Origin of the sequence: Streptomyces sp. NPDC002176 (assembly GCF_044903645.1) — a bacterium.
GTDB lineage: Bacteria > Actinomycetota > Actinomycetes > Streptomycetales > Streptomycetaceae > Streptomyces.
The window spans coordinates 615348-637145 of record NZ_JBJDQW010000002.1 but is presented as its reverse complement, the minus strand read 5'-3'; the positions used below and the strand labels follow the sequence as shown (position 1 = coordinate 637145).

Annotated in this window: 21 protein-coding genes; 15 read left to right on the top strand and 6 right to left on the bottom strand. The window is 71.4% G+C overall.

What is annotated here, in order from left to right; all coding sequences use genetic code 11:
• Window positions 1–13: 13 nt before the first annotated feature.
• From ACI2LY_RS11120 to ACI2LY_RS11095, 6 genes are all read left to right on the top strand, one after another.
• A complete protein-coding gene (locus tag ACI2LY_RS11120) occupies window positions 14–1138 on the top strand; it encodes an ABC transporter ATP-binding protein (RefSeq protein WP_404706912.1) in 1125 nt (374 codons plus the stop codon).
• Between the two features lie 175 nt (window positions 1139–1313).
• On the top strand, window positions 1314–2936 hold the full coding sequence (locus tag ACI2LY_RS11115) for an ABC transporter substrate-binding protein (RefSeq protein WP_404706911.1): 1623 nt from the start codon (window positions 1314–1316) through the stop codon (window positions 2934–2936).
• A gap of 6 nt (window positions 2937–2942) precedes the next feature.
• Window positions 2943–3866: an ABC transporter permease gene (locus ACI2LY_RS11110; protein WP_404706910.1), complete on the top strand. Its 924-nt coding sequence runs from the start codon at window positions 2943–2945 to the stop codon at window positions 3864–3866.
• Window positions 3859–4842, top strand: a complete 984-nt coding sequence (locus ACI2LY_RS11105) for an ABC transporter permease (RefSeq protein WP_404706909.1) — start codon at window positions 3859–3861, stop codon at window positions 4840–4842. Before ACI2LY_RS11110 ends, ACI2LY_RS11105 begins: the two co-directional genes overlap by 8 nt.
• Before the next feature lie 8 nt (window positions 4843–4850).
• Window positions 4851–5834, top strand: a complete 984-nt coding sequence (locus ACI2LY_RS11100) for an ABC transporter ATP-binding protein (RefSeq protein WP_404706908.1) — start codon at window positions 4851–4853, stop codon at window positions 5832–5834.
• The gene (locus ACI2LY_RS11095) at window positions 5827–6891 is read left to right on the top strand and encodes an ABC transporter ATP-binding protein (RefSeq protein ID WP_404707312.1); all 1065 of its coding nucleotides are present in this window, start codon (window positions 5827–5829) and stop codon (window positions 6889–6891) included. Before ACI2LY_RS11100 ends, ACI2LY_RS11095 begins: the two co-directional genes overlap by 8 nt.
• Window positions 6892–6992: 101 nt before the next feature.
• Here ACI2LY_RS11095 and ACI2LY_RS11090 read toward each other — a convergent pair whose 3' ends face one another.
• Entirely contained in the window at window positions 6993–9128 is a 2136-nt protein-coding gene (locus ACI2LY_RS11090) for a prolyl oligopeptidase family serine peptidase (protein WP_404706907.1), read from the bottom strand.
• Window positions 9129–9342: 214 nt separating this feature from the next.
• Here ACI2LY_RS11090 and ACI2LY_RS11085 point away from each other — a divergent pair, with 214 nt between their 5' ends.
• On the top strand, window positions 9343–9537 hold the full coding sequence (locus ACI2LY_RS11085; RefSeq protein ID WP_018544306.1) for a hypothetical protein: 195 nt from the start codon (window positions 9343–9345) through the stop codon (window positions 9535–9537).
• Between the two features lie 44 nt (window positions 9538–9581).
• Here ACI2LY_RS11085 and rho read toward each other — a convergent pair whose 3' ends face one another.
• The 5 genes from rho to ACI2LY_RS11060 all read right to left on the bottom strand — a co-directional run bounded on the left by rho (window position 9582) and on the right by ACI2LY_RS11060 (window position 13985).
• Window positions 9582–10709, bottom strand: a complete 1128-nt coding sequence (rho, locus tag ACI2LY_RS11080; protein WP_404706906.1) for a transcription termination factor Rho — start codon at window positions 10707–10709, stop codon at window positions 9582–9584.
• Between the two features lie 305 nt (window positions 10710–11014).
• Window positions 11015–12559 (bottom strand): FAD-dependent monooxygenase, encoded by a 1545-nt coding sequence (locus ACI2LY_RS11075; protein ID WP_404706905.1) that lies wholly within the window; start codon window positions 12557–12559, stop codon window positions 11015–11017.
• A gap of 96 nt (window positions 12560–12655) precedes the next feature.
• Window positions 12656–12847: a DUF397 domain-containing protein gene (locus ACI2LY_RS11070; protein WP_404706904.1), complete on the bottom strand. Its 192-nt coding sequence runs from the start codon at window positions 12845–12847 to the stop codon at window positions 12656–12658.
• A 59-nt stretch (window positions 12848–12906) separates the two neighbouring features.
• Window positions 12907–13113, bottom strand: coding sequence for a DUF397 domain-containing protein (locus tag ACI2LY_RS11065; protein ID WP_404706903.1), 207 nt, complete (start codon window positions 13111–13113; stop codon window positions 12907–12909).
• The gene (locus ACI2LY_RS11060; RefSeq protein ID WP_404706902.1) at window positions 13110–13985 is read right to left on the bottom strand and encodes a helix-turn-helix domain-containing protein; all 876 of its coding nucleotides are present in this window, start codon (window positions 13983–13985) and stop codon (window positions 13110–13112) included. Before ACI2LY_RS11060 ends, ACI2LY_RS11065 begins: the two co-directional genes overlap by 4 nt.
• A 120-nt stretch (window positions 13986–14105) precedes the next feature.
• Between ACI2LY_RS11060 and ACI2LY_RS11055 the strand changes: the two genes are divergently transcribed.
• The 8 genes from ACI2LY_RS11055 to ACI2LY_RS11020 all read left to right on the top strand — a co-directional run bounded on the left by ACI2LY_RS11055 (window position 14106) and on the right by ACI2LY_RS11020 (window position 21798).
• Window positions 14106–14576: an ATP-binding protein gene (locus ACI2LY_RS11055; RefSeq protein ID WP_404706901.1), complete on the top strand. Its 471-nt coding sequence runs from the start codon at window positions 14106–14108 to the stop codon at window positions 14574–14576.
• 220 nt (window positions 14577–14796) lie between these two features.
• Window positions 14797–15633, top strand: coding sequence for a helix-turn-helix domain-containing protein (locus ACI2LY_RS11050; protein WP_404706900.1), 837 nt, complete (start codon window positions 14797–14799; stop codon window positions 15631–15633).
• A gap of 65 nt (window positions 15634–15698) precedes the next feature.
• Window positions 15699–16316, top strand: a complete 618-nt coding sequence (locus ACI2LY_RS11045) for a Uma2 family endonuclease (protein ID WP_404706899.1) — start codon at window positions 15699–15701, stop codon at window positions 16314–16316.
• A gap of 32 nt (window positions 16317–16348) precedes the next feature.
• Window positions 16349–17194 (top strand): N-acetyl-1-D-myo-inositol-2-amino-2-deoxy-alpha-D-glucopyranoside deacetylase, encoded by an 846-nt coding sequence (mshB, locus tag ACI2LY_RS11040; protein WP_404706898.1) that lies wholly within the window; start codon window positions 16349–16351, stop codon window positions 17192–17194.
• A complete protein-coding gene (locus tag ACI2LY_RS11035) occupies window positions 17191–17595 on the top strand; it encodes a DUF6113 family protein (protein WP_404706897.1) in 405 nt (134 codons plus the stop codon). Before mshB ends, ACI2LY_RS11035 begins: the two co-directional genes overlap by 4 nt.
• Window positions 17596–17746: 151 nt before the next feature.
• Complete coding sequence (locus tag ACI2LY_RS11030; RefSeq protein ID WP_404706896.1) at window positions 17747–19978, top strand: hypothetical protein; 2232 nt, start codon at window positions 17747–17749, stop codon at window positions 19976–19978.
• A gap of 129 nt (window positions 19979–20107) precedes the next feature.
• The gene (locus tag ACI2LY_RS11025) at window positions 20108–21043 is read left to right on the top strand and encodes an ABC transporter ATP-binding protein (protein WP_404706895.1); all 936 of its coding nucleotides are present in this window, start codon (window positions 20108–20110) and stop codon (window positions 21041–21043) included.
• Entirely contained in the window at window positions 21040–21798 is a 759-nt protein-coding gene (locus ACI2LY_RS11020; RefSeq protein WP_135783987.1) for an ABC transporter permease, read from the top strand. The genes ACI2LY_RS11025 and ACI2LY_RS11020 overlap by 4 nt, the downstream gene beginning before the upstream one ends.

The following is a 21798-nucleotide window of genomic DNA, read 5'->3' as shown; positions in this document are numbered from 1 at the left end:
GGAGAACCGAGACATGAGCGACAACCTCACCCTCCCCACGCAAGCGGACGCCGGGACCGCGGCGCCCGAGGCGCTGCTGGAAGTCCAGGGCCTGACCAAGCACTTCCCGATCCACGGCGGCTTCCCGATCAAACGCAAGGTCGGCGCCGTCCAGGCCGTCGACGGCGTCGACCTGACGGTGGGCGTCGGCGAGAGCGTGGGCCTGGTCGGCGAGTCGGGCTGTGGCAAGTCCACCACGGGCCGCCTGATCACCCGGCTGATGGAGCCGACCGCCGGGAAGATCGTCTATTCCGGGCAGGACATCACACGTGCCTCGCGCAGGCAGCTGGCGCCGGTGCGGTCCGAGATCCAGATGATCTTCCAGGACCCGTACTCCTCGCTGAACCCGCGGCAAACCGTCGGCACCATCATCAAGTCGCCGATGGAGGTCAACGGGATCGAGCCGCCCGGGGGCCGCGAGGCGAAGGTGCGGGAGCTGCTGGAGCTGGTCGGTCTCAACCCCGAGCACTACAACCGCTTCCCGCACGAGTTCTCCGGCGGCCAGCGCCAGCGCATCGGCGTGGCCCGCGCCCTGGCGCTGCAGCCCAAGCTGATCGTGGCCGACGAGCCGGTCTCCGCGCTGGACGTGTCCATCCAGGCGCAGGTGGTCAACCTGCTCAAGAAGGTCCAGGACGAGCTGGGCATCGCGTTCCTCTTCATCGCCCACGACCTGGCGGTGGTGCGGCACTTCTCGCAGCGGGTCGCGGTGATGTACCTGGGCAAGATCGTCGAGGTCGGCGACCGCGACTCCATCTACAACCGCCCCCGGCACCCGTACACGCACGCGCTGCTGTCGGCGGTGCCGGAGGTCGAGGTCAACGACGACGTGGAGCCGCGCGAGCGCATCCGGCTCGCCGGTGACGTGCCCTCGCCGATCTCGCCGCCGTCCGGCTGCCGGTTCCGTACCCGGTGTTGGAAGGCGCAGGACAAGTGCGCGACCGAGGAGCCGCCGCTGGTCCAGATCACGGGCAACCGGGCCGGGCACCTCACGGCCTGCCACTTCCCGGAGGAGCCGACCATCGAGGCGCGCGGCGAGGACGTCGTGCTGGACCCCGCGCTGAAGGCCCTGGAAGCCGATCTGGAGATCACCAAGGACTGACCCGCTTCCCGCGCATCGATCCCGGACGGCCGGGGTGACGGCAGACCAGCTGCCGCCGCCCCGGCCGTCCGCGTGTGCCCCGGCCGGGCGATCGGCGGGCATGACATGCGTGCCAAATGTCGATATTGGTTAGGTATCAGCAGATAACGGTGAGGTGATCGCTGAGGAGGCCCGTATGCGCGGATTCACGCACGCCCGATGGTTCGTCGGTGCCGCCGCGCTGGCGCTCGCCGCCACCGGCTGCGGCGGGGGAGCGAGCGGGGCCGCGGACGGCGGGATGCTCACCTCGTCCTGGGGCGACCCGCAGAACCCGCTGGAGCCGTCCAACACCAACGAGGTGCAGGGCGGCAAGGTGCTCGACATGGTCTTCCGGGGCCTGAAGCGGTACGACCCGAGGACCGGCGAGGCCCAGAACATGCTGGCCGAGTCGATCGAGACCACCGACTCCCGGCACTACACCGTGAAGCTCAAGGACGGCTGGACCTTCTCCAACGGCGAGAAGGTCACCGCCCGCTCCTTCGTGGACGCCTGGAACTACGGCGCGAGCCTGAAGAACAAGCAGAAGAACGCCTACTTCTTCGGCTACATCGACGGCTACGACCAGGTCCACCCCGAGATGGGGAGCCAGCGCGCGGACACCCTCTCCGGGCTCAAGGTGGTCGACGACCGCACCTTCACCGTCACCCTCAACCAGAAGTTCTCCGGCTTCCCCGACACCCTCGGCTACGCGGCCTTCGCCCCGCTGCCCCGCGCCTTCTTCACCGACCACGCCGCCTGGCTGAAGACCCCGGTCGGCAACGGCCCGTACGCCATCGAGTCCTACACCAAGGGCTCCCAGATGACCCTGCGGAAGTGGGACCGCTACCCCGGCGGGGACAAGGCGCTCAACGACGGGGTGATCCTCAAGGTCTACACCGACACCAACACCGCCTACACCGACCTGATGTCCGGGAACCTCGACCTCGCCGACGACATCCCGGCCGCCCAGCTGAAGAACGTCAAGACCGACCTCGGCGACCGGTACATCAACACCCCGGCCGGCATCATCCAGACCCTCGCCTTCCCGTACTACGACGAGCGCTGGAACCGGCCCGGCATGGAGAAGGTCCGCACCGGGCTCTCCATGGCCATCAACCGGGACCAGATCACCCGGACCATCTTCCAGCGCACCCGCACCCCCGCCACCGACTGGACCTCACCCGTGCTCGGCGTGGACGGCGGCTACAAGGCGGGCCTGTGCGGACACGCCTGCGAGTACGATCCGGCGGCCGCCAAGCGGCTGGTCCGACAGGGCGGGGGCATCCCCGGCGGCACCCTGAAGCTCACCTACAACGCGGACACCGGCTCGCACCGGGAGTGGGTCGACGCGGTCTGCAACTCCATCAACCGCGCCCTCGGCAAGGACGACGCCTGCGTCGGCAACCCGGTCGGCACCTTCGCCGACTTCCGCAACCAGCTCGGCCAGCACAAGATGAGCGGCCCCTTCCGGGCGGGCTGGCAGATGGACTACCCGCTCATCCAGAACTTCCTGCAGCCGCTGTACTTCACCGGCGCCTCCTCCAACGACGGCCAGTGGTCCAACTCCGAGTTCGACGAGCTGGTGGACCGCGCCAACGCCGAGACCGACCCGGCCCAGGCCGTCTCCACCTTCCAGCAGGCCGAGGAGGTCGTCCGGGACAACATGGCCGCCATCCCGCTCTGGTACCAGAACGGCAACGCGGGCTACAGCCAGCGGCTCACCGGCGTCCAGCTCAACCCGTTCAGCGTGCCGGTGTACAACGAGATCAAGGTCAGCTGACCCGCCATGGGACGCTACGTCGTCCGGCGACTGCTCCAGATGGTGCCGGTGTTCATCGGGGCCACCCTGCTGATCTTCCTGATGGTCAATGTGATGGGCGACCCCATCGCGGGCCTGTGCGGGGAGCGGCAGTGCGACGCGGCGACCGCCGCCCAGCTGAAGAGCGAGTTCGGCCTCGACCGGCCGCTCTGGCAGCAGTACGCGACCTACATGGGGAACGTCTTCACCGGGGACTTCGGCACCGCGTTCAACGGACAGCCCGTCACCGAGCTGATGGCGGCCGCCTTCCCCGTCACCGTCCGGCTGACCATCGTGGCCATCCTCTTCGAACTCGTCGTCGGCATCAGCCTCGGTGTGCTCACCGGCCTGAGCCGGGGCAAGCCCATCGACACCGGGGTGCTGCTGCTCACCCTCGTGGTGATCTCCGTGCCGACCTTCGTCACCGGTCTGGTGCTCCAATTGCTGCTCGGCGTGGAGTGGGGGTGGATCAAACCCTCGGTCTCGCCGGAGGCGCCGTTCGGCGAGCTGATCGTGCCGGGGCTGGTGCTGGCGTCGGTCTCGCTGGCCTACGTCACCCGGCTGACCCGTACCTCCATCGCGGAGAACCGGCGCTCCGACTACGTCCGTACCGCCGTCGCCAAGGGGCTGCCCCGGCGCCGGGTCGTCGTCCGGCACCTGCTGCGGACCTCGCTGATCCCCGTCGTCACCTTCATCGGCACCGACATCGGCGCGCTGATGGGCGGCGCGATCGTCACCGAGCGGATCTTCAACATCCACGGCGTCGGCTTCCAGCTCTACCAGGGCATCCTGCGGCAGAACACGCAGACGGTGGTCGGCTTCGTCACCGTGCTGGTCCTGGTCTTCCTGGTCGCCAACCTGCTGGTCGATCTGCTCTACGCGGTACTCGACCCGAGGATTCGCTATGCCTGAGCCGTCGTCGTACGAGCCGCGCGGGGCCATCGCCGGGACCGGCATGGGCGGCGCGATGGACCTTGCGACCGGCGAGGCCGCCACGCTGGAACGGGTGCCGGGCGGGCCCGAGGGCGGAGGGCCGCAGGGCAGACCGCGTTCCCTCTGGTCCGACGCCTGGCGGGACCTGCGGCGCAACCCGGTCTTCCTGCTCTCCGCGCTCGTCATCCTCTTCCTCGTCTTCATCTCCATCTGGCCCTCCGCCATCACCTCCGGCAACCCCCTCGACTGCGACCTCGCCAAGGCCCAGGACGGCTCCGCGCCCGGCCACCCCTTCGGCTTCGACGGCCAGGGCTGCGACGTCTACACCCGCACGGTGTACGGCGCGCGCACCTCGGTCACCGTGGGTGTGTGCGCCACGCTCGGGGTCGCGCTGCTCGGGTCGGTGCTCGGCGGCCTCGCCGGGTTCTTCGGGGGCGCCTGGGACGCGGTGCTGTCCCGGATCACCGACGTCTTCTTCGCCATCCCGGTCGTCCTCGGCGGCCTGGTGCTGCTGTCGGTGGTCACCAGCAACTCCGTCTGGCCGGTGGTCGGGTTCATGGTGCTGCTCGGCTGGCCGCAGATCTCCCGGATCGCCCGCGGCTCGGTCATCACCGCCCGGCAGAACGACTACGTCCAGGCCGCCCGCGCGCTCGGCGCCTCGCCCGCCCGGCTGCTGCTGCGGCACATCGCGCCCAACGCGGTCGCCCCGGTCATCGTCGTGGCCACCATCGCGCTCGGCACCTACATCTCGCTGGAGGCCACCCTGTCCTACCTCGGCGTCGGCCTGAAGCCGCCCAGCGTCTCCTGGGGCATCGACATCTCCGCCGCCTCCCCCTACATCCGCAACGCCCCACACGCCCTGCTCTGGCCCTCCGGGGCGCTGGCGATCACCGTCCTGGCCTTCATCATGCTCGGCGACGCGGTACGCGACGCCCTCGACCCGAAGCTGAGGTGACGGCGCCCATGCTGCTCGAAGTACGCGATCTGCACGTGGAGTTCCGCACCCGCGACGGCGTCGCCAAGGCCGTCAACGGGGTGTCGTACGAGGTCGGGGCGGGCGAGACCCTCGCCGTGCTCGGGGAGTCCGGGTCCGGCAAGTCGGTGACCGCGCAGGCCGTGATGGGCATCCTCGACACCCCGCCCGGCCGGGTCACCGGCGGGCAGATCCTCTTCCAGGGCCGCGACCTGCTCACCATGAAGGAGGAGGAGCGGCGGAAGATCCGGGGCGCCGGAATGGCGATGATCTTCCAGGACGCGCTGTCCGCCCTCAACCCCGTGCTCAGCGTGGGGGACCAGCTCGGGGAGATGTTCACCGTGCACCGCGGGATGTCCCGCAAGGACGCCCGGAAGCGGGCCGTCGAGCTGATGGACCGGGTGCGCATCCCCGGCGCCGCCCAGCGGGTGCGGGACTATCCGCACCAGTTCTCCGGCGGCATGCGCCAGCGGATCATGATCGCGATGGCGATCGCGCTGGAACCGGCGCTCGTCATCGCCGACGAACCCACCACCGCCCTCGACGTCACCGTCCAGGCCCAGGTGATGGACCTCCTCGCCGAGCTGCGCCGGGAGTACGACATGGGGCTCGTCCTCATCACCCACGACCTCGGCGTCGTCGCGGACGTGGCCGACCGGATCGCCGTGATGTACGCGGGCCGGATCGTGGAGTCGGCACCCGTGCACGACATCTACAAGGCACCGGCCCACCCCTACACCCGCGGCCTGCTCGACTCCATCCCCCGCCTCGACCACAAGGGCCGCGAGCTGTACGCCATCAAGGGCCTGCCGCCCAGCCTGAGCCACATCCCGTCCGGCTGCGCCTTCCACCCGCGCTGCGCGCTGGCACGGGACGTCTGCCGCACGGACGAGCCCCCGCTGTACCAGGCCGGTCCGGACCGGGCGAGCGCCTGCCACTTCTGGAGGGAGTGCCTCGATGGCCTCGATGCCTGAACCCGTCCTGGAGGCGCGCGGCCTGGTCAAGCACTACCCGCTGACCCGGGGCATCGTGCTGCGCAAGCAGATCGGCGCCGTGAAGGCCGTCGACGGCGTCGACTTCAGCCTGGGCCGGGGCGAGACCCTCGGCATCGTGGGCGAGTCGGGGTGCGGCAAGTCCACCGTGGCCAAGCTGCTCTGCCATCTGGAGCGGCCCACCGAGGGCGAGATCCGGTTCCGGGGCGAGGACATCACCGGCGCGTCCGGGCGCCGCCTGAAGGAGGTGCGGCGGAACATCCAGATGGTGTTCCAGGACCCGTACACCTCGCTCAACCCCCGGATGACGGTGGGGGACATCGTCGGGGAGCCGTACGAGATCCACCCCGAGGCCGCGCCGAAGGGTGAACGGCGGCGCCGGGTGCAGGAGTTGCTGGAAGTGGTGGGGCTGGACCCGGAGTTCCTCAACCGCTATCCGCACCAGTTCTCCGGCGGCCAGCGGCAGCGGATCGGCATCGCGCGGGCGCTGGCGCTGCGCCCCGAGGTGATCGTCGCGGACGAGCCGGTGTCCGCGCTGGACGTGTCCGTGCAGGCGCAGGTGATCAACCTGCTGGAGCGGCTCCAGGCGGAGTTCGGGCTGTCCTACGTGTTCATCGCGCACGACCTGTCGATCGTGCGGCACATCTCGGACCGGGTCGCGGTGATGTACCTCGGGCGGATCGTGGAGACCGGCACGGACGCGGAGATCTACGAGCACCCCACCCACCCGTACACCCAGGCGCTGCTGTCGGCGGTGCCGGTGCCCGATCCGGAGGCGCGGGCGCACCGGGAGCGGATCATCCTCAGCGGCGATGTGCCGTCCCCGACCGCGATCCCCTCCGGGTGCCGGTTCCGCACCCGGTGCTGGAAGGCCGAGGAGCGGTGCGCGCGGGAGGTGCCGGAGCTGGCGGTGCCGGAGGAGTTCCGTTCCGCGGGCGGGCCGGTCGCGCATCCGTCGGCGTGTCTGTTCGCGGGGGAGCGGCGGGTGGTGCCGGGGGCCATGGAGGGACACGGGGGGCACGGCAACGGGCCGGGATGACATGGCGTATCCCGGCCCGCTTCACGGCACCCGCACGGCCGTACGCGGATCAGCCTCGCGGGTGCTCATATCGGAGCGGCTTCGGTGAAGTTGCCTGTGCGTTAACGGCCTTCGGGTCCGCCCAGCGCGCGCTTGAGGAAGTCGACCTGGAGGAGGAGCAGGTTCTCCGCGACCTGTTCCTGCGGGGTCATGTGGGTGACGCCGGACAGCGGGAGCACCTCGTGCGGGCGACCGGCGGCCAGCAGGGCGGAGGACAGCCGGAGGGTGTGTGCGGCGACCACATTGTCATCGGCCAGGCCATGGATGATCATCATGGGCCGGTGCGGTTCGGCGGGGTCGGACAGGCCCTCGTCGGTGATCAGGGAGCTGCGGGCGTAGCTCTCCGGGTCGGTCTCGGGGTCGCCGAGGTAGCGCTCGGTGTAGTGGGTGTCGTACAGCCGCCAGTCGGTGACCGGGGCGCCCACGATGCCCGCGTGGAAGACGTCCGGGCGGCGCAGGACGGCCAGCGCGGAGAGGTAACCGCCGTACGACCAGCCCCGGATGGCCACCCGGGAGAGGTCGAGTGGATAGCGCTTGGCGAGGTCGTGCAGTGCGTCGATCTGGTCGTCGAGGGTAAGCGTGAAGTCCTGGTGGATCGACTTCTCCCACTCGGGGGAGCGGCCGGGGGTGCCCCGGCCGTCCGCGACGATCACCGCGAAGCCCTGGTCGGCGAACCACTGCGAGGTCAGATGGGCGTTGTGGGCGGCGACGACCCGCTGGCCGTGCGGGCCCCCGTAGGGGTCGAGCAGGACGGGCAGGGGAGTGTCGTCGGGGTAGTCCGACGGCATAAGCACGGCGCACGGAATTCGCCGTGCGCCCCCCTCGGTCAGGGTCACGCGGGGGGACATACCGGGGTGTTCGGCGTACGAGCGGACACCGAGCGCCGATTTTCCGTCACGCAGCACCTGGACACGGGCGCCGGGACTGTCCAGCGTCGCGGAGACCAGGACGGTGACGTCGCCCGAGCGTACCGCCGAGTGCACACCGGGCTCCTGGGACACGCGCTCCACGCCCCGCTCGCTGACCCGGTACACATGGATCTCGCCGGTCTCCGGGTCCTCGGCCGCCTCCCCGGCCGAGGCCGAGACCAGTACGTCGTCCGCCGACACGTCCAGCACCGCGCGGATGTGCAACTGCGGTCCGGTCAGCGGGCGTTCGCCCACGGTGAGGACCCGCGCGCCGCCCTCGTCCGCGATCCGGACCAGCTGTCCGGAGGGGGTCCAGGCGGGCACCCCGGCGAAAAGTTCCAGCCATGTTGGATCTTCGTCGGCGTGCACCATCCGGGTCGCGCCGGTGTCCGGGTCGACGGCCAGGATCAGCTGGTCGCGCTGGTTCCGCGACTGCACCAGGAGCAGCGGCGAACCGGCCTGTGACCAGTGCACACGCGCCAGATAGGGGTAGCGCTCACGGTCCCAGCGGACCTCGGTACGGGTGCCGTCCAGGCCGATGACGAACAGCGTCACCTCCGCGTTGGCGGTGCCCGCGGCCGGGTAGCGCACGTGGTGTGGCTCACGGTCCGGGTGTGACGTGTCCGCGATCCACCAGCGTCGTACCGGCGTGTCGTCCACCCGCGCCACCAGCAGCCGGTCCGACTCCGGGGCCCACCAGAAGCCCCGCGTACGGTCCATCTCCTCGGCCGCGATGAACTCCGCGAGGCCGTACGTCACTTCGTCGCTCTCGGGGGTGGCCAGCGCCCGGTCACCGGCCCCCTCGGCGCCGACGACCCGCAGCTCGCCTCCGGCGACGTACGCGATGTGAGTGCCGTCGGGGGCGGGGCGGGGGTCGATCACCGGTCCGGGCACGGTCAGTTCGGTCGCGGTCCCGGCCCGCAGCTCGGCCGTGAAAAGCCGCCCGGACAACGCGAAAGAGGCCAGTTCCAGGGCCGCGTCGGTGGCGTAGCCGACGATGCCCGCGCCGCCCTCCCGGCTGCGTTCGCGGCGCGCCCGTTCCTCGGGTGACAGCTCCTCGTCCGCGCCCGCGAGCAGGGCGCGCGGGTCGGCGGCGGGGCGCTCGGTGCCGTCCGTGGTGTCCAGGACCCACAGGGAGTTGGCGCGGTCCGTGCCGGAACCCGAGCGGAGGAACGCGACACGTGAGCCGTCGGGAGCCACGGTGAACGCGCGCGGCGCGCCGAGCGAGAAGCGCTGGGTCCGGGCGTGTCGGCGGGGGAAGGAGTCGGTGTCGACTGTCTGGGTCGTCATGGCCCGACCATATTGGCCATGCGCCCCCTTGTGCGGCCGTGCGCCGAGCGATGCGCGAGCACACATAGTTATGATCACTGTCGCTGCGTGGGTATGAACCTGGCGGCGTCCGCGTGGACTTGGCCTCCGGCCTGGTCCGCCGGGGCTGGACCGAGTCACAACCCCCATAGTCCGAACCCCCCGTGTCCCTGGGATTCATTGGAGGTGAGCCGCCGTGGCACTCTCGATTTCGGCGGTGGTGCTGCTGGCGATCATCGTCTTCCTGCTGATCAAGAAGTCGGGACTGAAAGGGGGGCACGCCGCCATCTGCATGCTCCTCGGCTTCTATCTCGCCTCCTCGACCATCGCACCCACGATCAGCGAGCTGACCACGAACGTCGCCAGCATGATCGGAAGCATCAAGTTCTGACGTGGGGCGGGGTGATGGCGTTCGCCGTCGCCCCTCCCGCGTGATCAGCTCGTCGGCAGGGTGGGCTGGACGCGGCGCAGGAACGTGGCGTTGTCCGGGGTCCCCCGCAGTCGCTCCAGCAGGGTTTCCAGGGACGCGTCCCCGTGTGAGCGCCGGGCGCGGCGCAGGCCCCTGGTGACCGACAACTCCTCGCTTGTGAACAGGAGTTCCTCGCGGCGGGTGCCGGTGCGGTCGATGTCCACGGGCGGGAAGACGCGGCGGGCCGCGTACTCCTTGTCCAGCCGGAGTTCCATGTTGCCGGTGCTCTTCAGCTCCTCGAAGAAGTAGCCGTCGGCGCGGGAGCCGGTGTCCACGAGGGCGCTGGCGAGGATGGTCAGCGAACCGCCCTCCTCCGCCTGCCGTGCCGCCCCGAAGAACCGCTTGGGGCCCAGCAGTGCGGCCGCGTCGACGCCTCCGCTGAGCGTACGGCCGCCCGCCGCCGAGGCGTTGTTGTGCGCGCGGCAGAGCCGGGTCAGCGAGTCCAGCAGGATCACGACGTCCTCCCCTGCCTCCACCCGCCGCTTGGCCCGCTCCACGACGAGGTCCGCGAGCGCGATGTGGTCCTTGGCGGGGCGGTCGAAGGTGGAGGCGTACACCTCGCCGCGAACCGACCTGCGCATGTCGGTGACTTCCTCCGGGCGTTCGTCCAACAGCAGCACCATCAGACGGCATTCGGGGTGGTTGCCCGCGACGGCCGCGGCGAGCTGCTGGATGAGTACGGTCTTGCCGCTCTTGGGTGGCGCGACGATGAGGCCCCGCTGTCCCTTGCCGACGGGCGCGAGCAGGTCGGTCAGACGGCCGGCCAGGCCGGAGGCGGGGTGCTCCAGGCGGAGCCGGTCGTGGGGGTGCAGGGGGGTCAGGTCGCGGAAGTTCCTGCGCTGCCCCGCGGGGGCGCGGCCATCGACGCCGGTGACCTCGGTGAGGGCCCGCTGTGGTCCGCCGACGCCTTCGACGAGGTCGCCCTTGCGCAGGCCGTGGCGGCGGATCAGGGCGGCCGGGACCTGCGGGTCCGCTGGAGCGGGCAGGAGGCTCGCGGCTGCCCGTAGGTGGCCCTTGCCGTGCGCGTCGATGTCGAGGACGCCGGTGAGGGTGGTGCGCTGGGTTCTGGTGGGGGGTTCGAGGGTGGTGGTCATGATGGGGGTGTCCTTTCCGGACAGAGTTCAGGAAGGGCCGCGGATCACGGAGGGGCGGACACGCCTGCCTCCGGGCGACGGGAACGACACCACTGACGGGGCGATGAAAGCCCTGGTCCACGTGGTGTTTCTGGGAAGAAGCCCGGCCTGGTCGAAGACCATCGGCACGAGGGCTGAGAGAGAAACGCGACACCGGCGCCGGACATGGGGCGCGGGCATGCCGCTCATTGCACTGTACCGGTGCGGGGGGTGGCGTCAAGGGGGACGCGGTACGGAGGGGGCTCCGGCGGGGGATCAGCCCGGCGTCACCGCACCACGCCGTCCGGCACTCCGAACCACTCCACCAGCGCCTCCGCCAGCCCGGCCGTCGGCGTCGGCGCCCCCACGTCGGCTGCCCAGGCCGTGAAGCCGTCCGGACGGACGAGGACCGCCGCCAGGTCCTGGCGGGACGGGCAGGCGGCCGTCAGGGTGTCGACGCGGTCGGCGTACCCCGTGGCGAGGGCCCGCAGCTCCGGGTCGTCGGTGAGGTCGAGCAGGAGCGCCCGGCCGCCGTGGAGGTGGTCCGCGAGGCGGCCGCCGTCGGTGAGTTCGAGGTCCGGGGTGCTGCGGCCGGTCAGCGGGTGCTCGCCCGGCAGCTCGTAGCGCACCCCGGCACCGTTGAGCCGCGCGGTGAGGTACGTGGTGCCCACGACCGTCCCCGCCAGGTCGCTGACGATCTCGCGCAGGGCCCGGGACCGCGGGTCCGGGCGCATGGCCGCGACCTGGGACCGGGTCCAGTCCAGGACCCAGGCACCGACCGGGTGCCGCTCGGAGGTGTACGTGTCCAGCAGCCCTTCCGGCGCCCGGCCGCCGATCACCGCGGCGAGCTTCCAGCCGAGGTTCATCGCGTCCCCGATCCCCAGGCTCAGACCCTGGCTTCCGAACGCGGAGTGCACGTGCGCCGCGTCGCCCGCCAGCAGAACCCTGCCCTTGCGGTACTCGGTGACCTGGCGGGCGTGGTCGGTGAAGCGGGTCGCGGTCCGCACCTCGTCGATCGTGACGTCCACGCCGGATACGCGGCGCAGCCGAGCCTGGAGGTCCTCGGCGGTCACCGGCGCGTCCCGGTCGGGCGGCGGGCCGTCGAACTCCACGGTGACGACGCGGCCCGGCATCGGCCCGTAGGCGTACACCCCGGTGTCCGTGGCGGTCCAGCCGACCTTCAGATCCTCGGCGCCGGTCAGCTCCACGACCGCCTGGTGACAGGTGATCTCCGGGTCCGTACCGGGAAACTCGAACCCGGCGAGCTTGCGGACCACGCTGCGGCCGCCGTCACAGCCCACGAGCCAGCCGGCGCGTACGGCCCCCTGGCTGGTCCGCACGGTGACGGCCTCGTCGTCCGCGTCGAAGCCGGTCAGCTCCACCCCGCGGCGGACGTCCACGCCGAGCTCGTCCGCCCTCCCGCCGAGCAGCCGCTCGATCTCCTGCTGCGACACGAAGGCGATCTCGGCGGCGGGTCCGGTGTCGTCGAGGCCCGGTTCCGTACGGTCGACCAGGTCGGCGCGCAGCATGATTCCGGCGAAGTGCCCTACGATCCCCAGCCCTTGGCCTGCGGCCCCGCCGTTCTGCTCGCGCAGGAAGGCCCGGAAGCGGTCCATCGTCTGCCGCTGCACCTCGGCCAGCGCGGGCAGCATGCCCCTGCGGTAGAGCGCCTCGGCGCTGGGCGTCGTGATCGCCCCGCCCTTGATCGTCGGGCTCACTTCGGTGAGTCGCTCCAGCACGGCCACCCGCGCGCCCCCGAGCCGGAGTTCGCACGCCAACATCATCCCGACCGGGCCGCCTCCGGCCACCACTACGTCCACGTCATGTTCCATGGCGCCGACTATGACCGAGGGCCCTGCAGGCCAAAAAGCCACCGAGGTGTCAAGGGAACGGCGGCCGTTCTCGGGGTCCGGAGGGGGTAACCGGTGTCAGTGGCGTATGCCGGTGACGAAGGCGGTCCAGGTGTCCTGGGGGAGGGCGAGGCGGGGGCCTGTGGGGTGCTTGGAGTCGCGGACGTGGATGGTGCGGGGCGCTCGCGCGACTTCTACGCAGGAGTTGCCGTCGGTGCCGCCGCTGTAGGTGCTCTTGAACCACTTCAGTGCGGTGAGGTTCTCACTCATGAGGCTCCCTGAGTCCTGGGTGGGTGGCCCCGGCGTGGATGTGCCGGGGCCGAGAGGTGTCAGTTGCGGACGCCGGTGACGAAGGCCGTCCAGGTTTCCTGGGTGAGGAGGAGCTGGGGGCCTGCGGTGTGCTTGGAGTCGCGGACGTGGATCGTGCCGGGAGCGGTGGCGATCTCGACGCAGGAGTCGCCCTCAGTGCCGTCGCTGTAGCTGCTCTTGAACCACTGCAGCCTGGAGTCGGCCCCGACTGCGGTCGTGCGGATCATGTCTCTCCCAGTACTTGCTCGATGAAGGCGATCGACTCCCTCGGCGTGAGAGCCTGGGCCCGGATGGTTCCATACCTCAGTTCGAGGATGCGCAGTTCCCTCGGGTCGGAAGTCGGCCGCCCGTTGTGAGCCCCGTCGGAGCGCCCCAGCGCTGTTCCATCCGCGAACTTCAGCAACTCGATCTTCCCATCCACTCCGGGGTGTGCCTCAGTCTCCGTCGGCATCACCTGGAGGGTGACATTGCGCAACTGCGCTATTTCCAGCAGGTGTTCGAGCTGTCGCTGTCGTCCCATTGTGCCCCCGACCAAGCGGCGCAGCGTCGCCTCTTCTTGGACGAAGCTGAACGCTGTCGCCGGCGACTTCTCCAGCACTGCTTTGCGGGCCATGCGAGCGGACACCAGGCGCTCGATCTCCTCCTCCGAGTAAGGCGGCTGCCGTGCCTCGAAAAGAGCGTGTGCGTGCTCCGGTGTCTGCAACAGGCCGTAGATGCTGAGGCCGACGTAAACCGCGATCTCGGCCGCCTGGGTCTCCAGCTTCGCCAGATCCCGCACCTTCTTCGGGTAGCGAACCCGTCGTACGTCTTCCTTCATCGCCGAGATGAGGCCGTGCGCCTCCAGTAACTCGTCGGCCTTGTCCAGATACTCGGGCCGGGGAATCCGCTTCCCGCTCTCGATCTTGTAGACGAGGTCTTCCCCGTAGCCGATCGCCGCGCCGAAGTCCGCTGCACGCAGGCCCGCGGCCTCGCGCCGCAGCTTCAACTGGCGACCCACCGTGGCGATCACCGCCACGCCCCAGTCGTCATCCGGGTCGACCTCCCAACCCGGTTCGTCTGCGGCCAACTTGGGCCGTACCGCCTCGCCGTCCACCGACATCCGCACTCCTCCTAAGCCCCTGCCGACAGCGCGGACACCACCGGACAAGCCGCCGACAGTGACCGTACGCAACGGTGCGATCACTCTTCACGGTAGGGCCGGGCGGACACCCTGGGTGATGTGAATCAGGAAAACACCGGGGCCGCGGCTCAACTAGAAGCCCATGCACGTGACTTCAGCGTGCTGTTCTCCTCGACGCCGCGAGGCGCCCGTCTCGCCCGGCTGCTCGCCGCTGAGCAGCTTCGGAGCTGGGGGCTGCCGTGGGAGGCGGCCGGGCAGATCATTGCCGAGCTGGCGGCCAATGCGGCGACCCACGGGCGGCTGCCCGGGCGGAGTTTCCGGCTCGCGCTGCACGCCGTGCACGGCACCCTCCGTATCGAGCTGACGGACACGCGCGGTGACCGGCGGCCGGTGCGGAGGGAGCCGGGGGAGGAGGACGAGGGCGGTCGGGGGCTGCTGCTCGTGGCCGCCTTCGCCGACCGGTGGGGCGTGGCGGACGACCGGTTTCCGCGCAAGATCGTGTGGGCCGAACTGGACCTCGTCGCACCGGAACCCGGTGCGCCGTGCTCCGGTGGAACGGGTGGTCAATAGGACCAAGAACACCGGGGGAAAGCACCCCACCAAACCCCACCCCTCCCGCCCACGGCGGCAGCCTCACTCGGGCGGGTGAACATCGCTCTTTCCGCTGGCAATTGACACCCTCGGCGGCTCTAGGCTCAGCGCAAGACAACATCAGACATACGTCGGCCCCCGCCGGGAGTGGCTTCCCAGTGCGAGGGCCTGACCACCTAGGAAGACAAGCCTCTTCCCGATGGATACTCAGAACCCTAGCGCGCCCTCGCGCGTCCGGTCCCGTATTGCGGGACACGACCACCCGAACCGGGGTGGTCTCATCCACGACAACTCCCGCCACACCGCCCGCTTCACGGTGATCGGCAACCACCTCGCCCAGCACGCGGACCTCTCCCTGCTGGCGATCGGGCTCGGCACGCACATCCAGTCGCTGCCGCGAGGCGCCCGTATCGACATCAAGAGCCTGGCCGCGCGCTTCCCGGAGGGCGTCGCCCGTATCGCCGCCGCCCTGCGCGAGCTGGAGAAACACGGCTACCTGCGTCGCGTACGCGAACGGGTCCCCGGCGGCCGGATCATCACCCGCACGATCTCCTGCAACCAGCCCGGCCACCGCCCCCAGCAGCACGAGCCCCCGGTACGCCGTCCCACCCCCGCCCGCCGCAAGGCCCTCCCCGCCGTGCCGACCCCCTCCTGCTCCGCCCCCGCACTCCTCCAGGCCGCCACCGACCTCCTCGCGGGCCTCCGCCGCCACGACAGCCGCCTGCTGCTCTCCGCCACCGACACGGCCCACCTCGCCCCCGGTGTCGCCGCCTGGCTGGAGCGGGACGTCTCGGCGGCAGACGTACGCCGCGCCTTGGCCGACGGCCTGCCGATGGACCGGCTGCACCGCCCAGCCGCCCTACTGGCCCACCGCCTGACCGATCACCTCCCACCCCCACCCCCGTTCGCCCCACCAGCCGCCGCCCCGCCTCCCGCCCGGCACCCCTTCCAGACCTGCGACGGCTGCGAACGCGTCTTCCGCGCCCCAGAACCGGGCCGTTGCCGCGACTGCTCTCCCGGAGGACGCCTAGCATGAAAGCGACGATCCTTGCCCCGCCCGAGGACGCAGGCACCTCAGGGCCCACAGGAGGAGCGAGCGCCATGGCCGCAGCACCGGACGACGCACGCCAGGGCACCCCCCACCAGTACCGGGCCATGCGGGAATTCGTTCAGTCCATGGACGACACCCTTCCGGGCAAATTCGAGATCACCAGGGAAGGGATCGTCCACGACATGATGTCGCCCGTCAGGCAGCACGAGCTGACCGTGCTGCGCCTGCGGAAGCGCCTCGAGAAGGTCATGCCGGAGGAACTCGTGGCCCACACGGGGGAACCCGACGTGGAGGACGCGGCCGAGGGCGTCCTGCGACGCCCCGACGTGATGGTCATCGCCGAGGCCGACATGGAGGGCGACGGCGCCTTCGACCCCCTTACGCTCGTCGCCGCCGTAGAGATCGTCTCCCGTTCCAACCCGGACAACGACTGGGTCGGCAAGATCCGCGACTACCCCCTGCTGGGCATCCCGGTCTACGCGATCTTCGACCCTCGCACCGGCTCCGGCGCCGTCTTCACCGACATCCACCCCACCCCCGCCGGGCCGCGCTACGCCACCCGCAAGGACTTCGTCTACGGCGAGGAGGTCACCATCGCGGACTGGACCATCCCGACGGACGGCCTGCCTCGCTACGCCGACGACGGCACCACGCAGGGCGCGTCCTGAACCCTCGCCCCCGTCCTCGTACGCTGGACCCCATGACCGAACTGCCCCCCCGGCGTCTGCTGCTCGTGCACGCGCATCCTGACGACGAGTCGATCAACAACGGCGCGACCATGGCCAAGTACGTGGCCGAGGGTGCGCACGTGACCCTGGTGACCTGCACGCTCGGGGAGCGGGGGGAGGTCATCCCGCCCGAGCTGGGGCATCTGGAGGGGGCCGCGCTCGGGGCGTACCGGAAGGGTGAGCTGGACGCCGCCCTGGGGGAGCTGGGCGTCACCGACGTGCGGCTGCTCGGGGGGTACCAGGACTCCGGGATGATGGGGCTGCCGGACAACAGCGACCCCGCTGCCTTCTGGCAGGCCGACCTCGGCCAGGCCGCCGACGCGCTCGCCGACGTCATCCTCGAGGTCCGGCCGCAGGTGCTCGTCGCGTACGACGACAACGGCGGGTACGGGCACCCCGACCACATCCAGGCCCACCGCGTCGCCATGCGCGCCGTCGAGCTGGCCGCGGGGCGTGGGCACCGGGTCGCCAAGGTGTACTGGAACCGCATGCCCCGCTCGGTCGTCGAGGACGCCTTCGCGCGGCTCGCCGAGGAGCTGCCCGGGCTGCCGTTCGGCAAGAGCGCCGACATCGCCGACCTGCCCGGTGTGGTGGAGGACGAGCGGATCACCACCGCTATCGACGGCAGCGCGTACGCCGCCGCCAAGGCCGCCGCGATGCGCGCCCACGCCACCCAGATCACCGTCGCGGGCGACTACTTCGCGCTCTCCAACGACCTGGCCCAGCCGCTGTTCAGCACCGAGTACTACGAGTTGGTGCAGGGCAGTGCCGAGCCCGGCGAGAGCGACCTGTTCGCCGGAGTGGAGGTGGCGTCATGAGCAGCTCCATGCTGGCCCAGCCGCTGCGACGCCCCTCCCTCGGCCGGATGGCCGCGCTGCTCGGGCTGTGCGTGCTCGGCGCGGTCGTCGGTATCGCCGGGGCGCTGGTGCAGGCCGCCTGGTTCCCGCTCGGTCTGCTGCTCGCCCTCGCGGGCGCGGGCGGGCTGTTCCTCGGCGGGGGATACGCGCTGCGCGGACGGTCCGGTGCGGTCGCGCCGGTGCTCGGCTGGATCATCGCCGTCATCCTGCTCACCGCCAGCCGCCCGGAAGGTGACTTCCTGTTCGGCGCGGGCGGCGGCTCGTACGTCTTCCTGCTCGGCGGCATGGCCCTCGCTGTGATCTGCGCCACCTTGACCCCCGGGCGGCAACCTGAGCGCGACGCCAACCGACTTGGCAACTGACGTACCACTTCGCGTGACCCTCGTGCGGGTCCGGTGCGGGTTTCCCGGCGGTCGTGGGATTCGCGCCAGAGGTGGCCAGTATGGTGGTGCGCGCCGCCGAGATGCCCGCTGAGGTCGTGACGGGCGGCGGAGCCAACCGGGAGAACTTGCCTTGAGTCGTGAAACTGACACTCCGTCCTCCGGGCCCGACGGGCGCGGTGGAGCCGCGTACCCCTCCGGCACCCCGCCGTACGGGACCCCCATGGCTTCCGGTGACGGGACCGGGGCGGGAGGTCCGGACGCGCGTCCCGAGGACCGCAAGACCGAGACCACGCTGACCACGCGCATCCGGATCAACATCCCCGGATCGCGGCCCATTCCGCCGGTCGTCGTACGCAAGACGGTCGGGGAGGGCGAGAACGCCGGGGGTGAACCGGCCGCCGAGACGCGGCCCGCGCCCGCCGCCGTGCCCGCGCCCGCCCCCGAACCGGCCGCCGAAGCCGCCCCGCAGGCGGAGGAGAAGACCAGCGAATGGTTCGCTCCCCGCAAGTCCGGCGCCCCCAAGGGCGGTTCGGGCGGCAACGGGACCAACGGCGCCGGAATGCCGGGCGGTCCGGCCGCCGGTACGAGCGCCCCGCGATCCGGCGCCCCCGCGCTGGGCCCCGGGCCCTCCGCCATGCGGCCCCCCGGCGCCCCCGCACCGGGCGCCCCCCGCCCCGGCGGCACCAACGGCTCCGGCATGTCCGGCGCCACCGGTGGCCCCGTCGCGCCGGGCCACGGCGGCGGTACGGGCTCCTTCGACGTCACCGAGGCGCTGGCCTCGGGCCCGCGCGGCGGCGCCCGTACCGGCGAACCCGCCCGTGACGACCTGCCGTTCTTCTCCGACAACGGCGGCGCCCCGGCCGGTGGTCCGGGTGCCCCCGGCGCCAACGGGCGTGGCGGCCCCGGCGGTCCGAACGGGTTCAACGGCCCCGGCGGCCAGGGCGTCCCCGGTCCGAAGGGCCCCGCGGGCCCGACCGGCGGCCCGGTCACCGGCGACGGCCCGCTGCCCACCCGCCCGGTGCCCGGTAACGCGCCCGGCGCGCCCGGTGCCCCCGCTCCCGGCATGCGGGGCATGGGCCCCGGCGAGCCCTTCGACGGCCCGCCCGCGTTCCGCGCCCCCGGCGGCGGCCCGCCCAAGAGCGCCCAGGGTCCGCAGGGCGGCCCCCAGGGTGCCCCGACGGCCGGTGGCGCGCTCAGCGACGACACCGCGATCCTCACCCCGCAGCAGCTCGGCACCGCCCCGGGCGTGCCCGGCCGCGCGCCGCACGGCGGCGTCTCCGGACACACCGTCACCAGCGGCATCCCGGTCTTCCCGGGCGACGAGGCCGCCGACCCGTTCGGTCCCGCCGGGGACCGCCCGGCGTACACGGCGCCCAAGCCGCCCGCCCCGCAGGCGAAGGCCGCGCCGCAGCCCAAGAAGAAGGGCCGCAGCAAGCTGATGCTGCTGGTCGCCGGTGTGGTCGTGGTGGTCGGCGGTGCCTACGGCGCCGGACTGCTGATGAACCGCACCGACGTGCCCAAGGGCACCACCGTGCTCGGTCTGGACATCGGCGGCGGCACCCGCGACGACGCGGTCAAGAAGCTCGACGACACCTTCCGGGACCGGGTCAACAAGCCGCTCCAGCTCTCCGTGGGCGGCGGCAACGTGGCGCTCACCCCGGACAAGGCGGGCCTGCAGTTCGACTACCAGGCCACGGTCGCCGACGCCGCGAAGAGCGACTACAACCCGCTCTCCGTGATCGGCTCCCTCTTCGGGCAGAAGCGGGTCGTCCAGCCGGTCACCCCGGTGGACGAGGAGAAGCTCCAGGTCGCGCTGCAGCAGGCGGGCGGCGGCTCGGGCTCGGTCGTCGAGGGCGGCATCACGTTCCAGTCCGGCAAGTTCGTCGCGGTCTACGGCAAGCCCGGCAAGGCGGTCGACGCGGCAGGCTCGGCCAAGGCCGTCGAGCAGGCGTACCGCACGCTGATCGAGACCGGCACCGCCACCCCGGTCGGCGTCCCGACGACGACCCGGCAGCCGACGGTGCCGAACGCCGAGGTCGACCGGGAGATGAAGGCGTTCGCGGAGCCCGCGATGTCGGACGTCGTCACCGTCCAGGTCGACACGGCGCACAGCATCAAGTTCGGGCCCAAGTCGCTGCCGAAGATCCTCGGGTTCAAGGCGGTGGGCGGCAAGCTCACCGACACCTACAACCTCCAGGCGCTCCAGGAGGCGTACGGCACCACCTTCGCGGGGGTGAAGGTGGAGAGCGCGACCGGCAAGCGCGACGTCCTCCCGCAGGACGTCGTGGCGGCCCTGCGCAAGGCCCTGGTCGGCAAGACCACGGCGGAGCGCGTCGGCACCATCGACACCAAGCCGAACTAGGCACGCGCGTGACGGCGAGGGCATCCGGGCACGTCCCGGGTGCCCTCGCCGTCGTATGACATCTGTCATCCGGCACTCAGGACCGACGGCACTGCCGCCCCCGCCCCCCTCCCCGCCAGCATGGAGGGCATGACAACGACAGCGGCACCGCCCGCGACCGCCGCGCCGGTGGTGGCCGGGTTCGACCAGGTGAGCAAGACGTACGGCAGCGTGCGCGCGGTCGACGGGCTCTCGCTCACCCTGCGGCCCGGCGAGACCGTCGCCCTGCTCGGGCCGAACGGCGCGGGCAAGTCCACCACGCTCGATCTGCTGCTCGGGCTGAAGCAGCCCGACGAGGGTCGGGTCACCGTGTTCGGGACCAGCCCGCGCGAGGCCATCACCGCCGGGCGGGTCGGGGCGATGCTGCAGAGCGGCGGGCTGATGGAGGACGTGACGGTCGCCGAACTGGTCGGCCTCGCCTGCTCGTTGCACCCCCGCCCGTACCCCGCCTCCGAGGTGCTGGCCCGCGCGGGCATCACGCAGATCGCCGACCGCAAGGTCAACAAGCTCTCCGGCGGCCAGGCCCAGCGCGTCCGGTTCGCCCTGGCGACCGCCGGGGACAGCGACCTGATCGTGCTGGACGAGCCGACCACCGGCATGGACGTCTCCGCCCGGCACGCGTTCTGGGCCACCATGCGCGAGCAGGCCGACCAGGGCCGTACGGTCCTCTTCGCCACGCACTACCTCGAAGAGGCCGATGCCATCGCGGACCGGGTGCTCGTGCTGCACCGGGGCCGCCTGCTGGCCGACGGCACCGCCGCCGAGATCAAGGCCCGCGCGGGCGCCCGCCGGGTCTCCTTCGACCTGACCGGCGCCATCGACGAGACCGCGCTGGCCGGACTGCCCGCGCTGACCTCGCTGGACGTCTCCGGGCAGACCGTCCGCATCCAGTCCTCCGACGCCGACGCCACCATGCACGCCGTGTACGGGCTCGACCTCTACCCCCGCAACCTGGAAGTCGCCGGGCTCGGCCTGGAGCAGGCTTTCGTCGCCATCACCGAGGCCGAGGAGGCCAAGCGCGCATGACCGGCATCCTCGCCTCACGGGCCCTGATCAAGCTGGAACTCGCCCGCGCCCTGCGCAACCGCAAGTTCCTGTTCTTCTCCGTGCTCTACCCCTCGATCATCTTCCTGATCTTCGCGGGGAGTTCGGGCACCGACGAGAAGGTGGACGGCACCGGCCTGACCGTCGCCACCTACCTGATGGTCTCCATGGCCTCCTTCGGCGCCCTGACCGCCGTGCTGATGGGCAACAGCGAGCGCATCGCCAAGGAGCGGGAGAGCGGCTGGGTGCGCCAGCTGCGGCTGACCCCGCTGCCCGGCCACGGCTACGTCCTCGCCAAGACGGCCAGCGCGGCCGTGGTGAGCCTGCCGTCCATCGTCATGGTGTTCCTCGTGGCCGCCGTGGTGAAGGACGTACGGCTCGACGCCTGGCAGTGGCTCGCCCTCACCGGCGTCATCTGGGCGGGCAGCCTCGTCTTCGCCGCGCTCGGCGTCGCCATCGGCTATCTCGCCTCCGGTGACGCGGTACGGCCCATCACCATGATCGTCTACTTCGCGCTGTCCCTCCTCGGCGGCCTGTGGATGCCCTCGGCCGGGTTCCCGCGCTGGCTCCAGGACATCGCCGAGTGGCTGCCGACGTACGCGTACGCTGCCCTGGGACGCGCGGTCGAGCAGAGCCAGGCCCCGCACGGGCGGGACGTCGCCGTCCTCGCCGTGTACTTCGTCCTCTTCGCGGGCGGCGCGGCCTGGCTGTACCGGAAGGACACGCTGAAGGCGTGA

What these genes read in the sequence shown, in the direction of transcription:
- ACI2LY_RS11120 (WP_404706912.1), top strand. Translation starts at nt 14, where the DNA reads ATGAGCGACAACCTCACCCTCCCCACGCAAGCGGACGCCGGGACCGCG.
- ACI2LY_RS11115 (WP_404706911.1), top strand. Translation starts at nt 1,314, where the DNA reads ATGCGCGGATTCACGCACGCCCGATGGTTCGTCGGTGCCGCCGCGCTG.
- ACI2LY_RS11110 (WP_404706910.1), top strand. Translation starts at nt 2,943, where the DNA reads ATGGGACGCTACGTCGTCCGGCGACTGCTCCAGATGGTGCCGGTGTTC.
- ACI2LY_RS11105 (WP_404706909.1), top strand. Translation starts at nt 3,859, where the DNA reads ATGCCTGAGCCGTCGTCGTACGAGCCGCGCGGGGCCATCGCCGGGACC.
- ACI2LY_RS11100 (WP_404706908.1), top strand. Translation starts at nt 4,851, where the DNA reads ATGCTGCTCGAAGTACGCGATCTGCACGTGGAGTTCCGCACCCGCGAC.
- ACI2LY_RS11095 (WP_404707312.1), top strand. Translation starts at nt 5,827, where the DNA reads ATGCCTGAACCCGTCCTGGAGGCGCGCGGCCTGGTCAAGCACTACCCG.
- ACI2LY_RS11090 (WP_404706907.1), bottom strand. Translation starts at nt 9,128, where the DNA reads ATGACGACCCAGACAGTCGACACCGACTCCTTCCCCCGCCGACACGCC.
- rho (WP_404706906.1), bottom strand. Translation starts at nt 10,709, where the DNA reads ATGACCACCACCCTCGAACCCCCCACCAGAACCCAGCGCACCACCCTC.
- ACI2LY_RS11075 (WP_404706905.1), bottom strand. Translation starts at nt 12,559, where the DNA reads ATGGAACATGACGTGGACGTAGTGGTGGCCGGAGGCGGCCCGGTCGGG.
- ACI2LY_RS11070 (WP_404706904.1), bottom strand. Translation starts at nt 12,847, where the DNA reads ATGAGTGAGAACCTCACCGCACTGAAGTGGTTCAAGAGCACCTACAGC.
- ACI2LY_RS11065 (WP_404706903.1), bottom strand. Translation starts at nt 13,113, where the DNA reads ATGATCCGCACGACCGCAGTCGGGGCCGACTCCAGGCTGCAGTGGTTC.
- ACI2LY_RS11060 (WP_404706902.1), bottom strand. Translation starts at nt 13,985, where the DNA reads ATGTCGGTGGACGGCGAGGCGGTACGGCCCAAGTTGGCCGCAGACGAA.
- ACI2LY_RS11050 (WP_404706900.1), top strand. Translation starts at nt 14,797, where the DNA reads ATGGATACTCAGAACCCTAGCGCGCCCTCGCGCGTCCGGTCCCGTATT.
- ACI2LY_RS11045 (WP_404706899.1), top strand. Translation starts at nt 15,699, where the DNA reads ATGGCCGCAGCACCGGACGACGCACGCCAGGGCACCCCCCACCAGTAC.
- mshB (WP_404706898.1), top strand. Translation starts at nt 16,349, where the DNA reads ATGACCGAACTGCCCCCCCGGCGTCTGCTGCTCGTGCACGCGCATCCT.
- ACI2LY_RS11035 (WP_404706897.1), top strand. Translation starts at nt 17,191, where the DNA reads ATGAGCAGCTCCATGCTGGCCCAGCCGCTGCGACGCCCCTCCCTCGGC.
- ACI2LY_RS11025 (WP_404706895.1), top strand. Translation starts at nt 20,108, where the DNA reads ATGACAACGACAGCGGCACCGCCCGCGACCGCCGCGCCGGTGGTGGCC.
- ACI2LY_RS11020 (WP_135783987.1), top strand. Translation starts at nt 21,040, where the DNA reads ATGACCGGCATCCTCGCCTCACGGGCCCTGATCAAGCTGGAACTCGCC.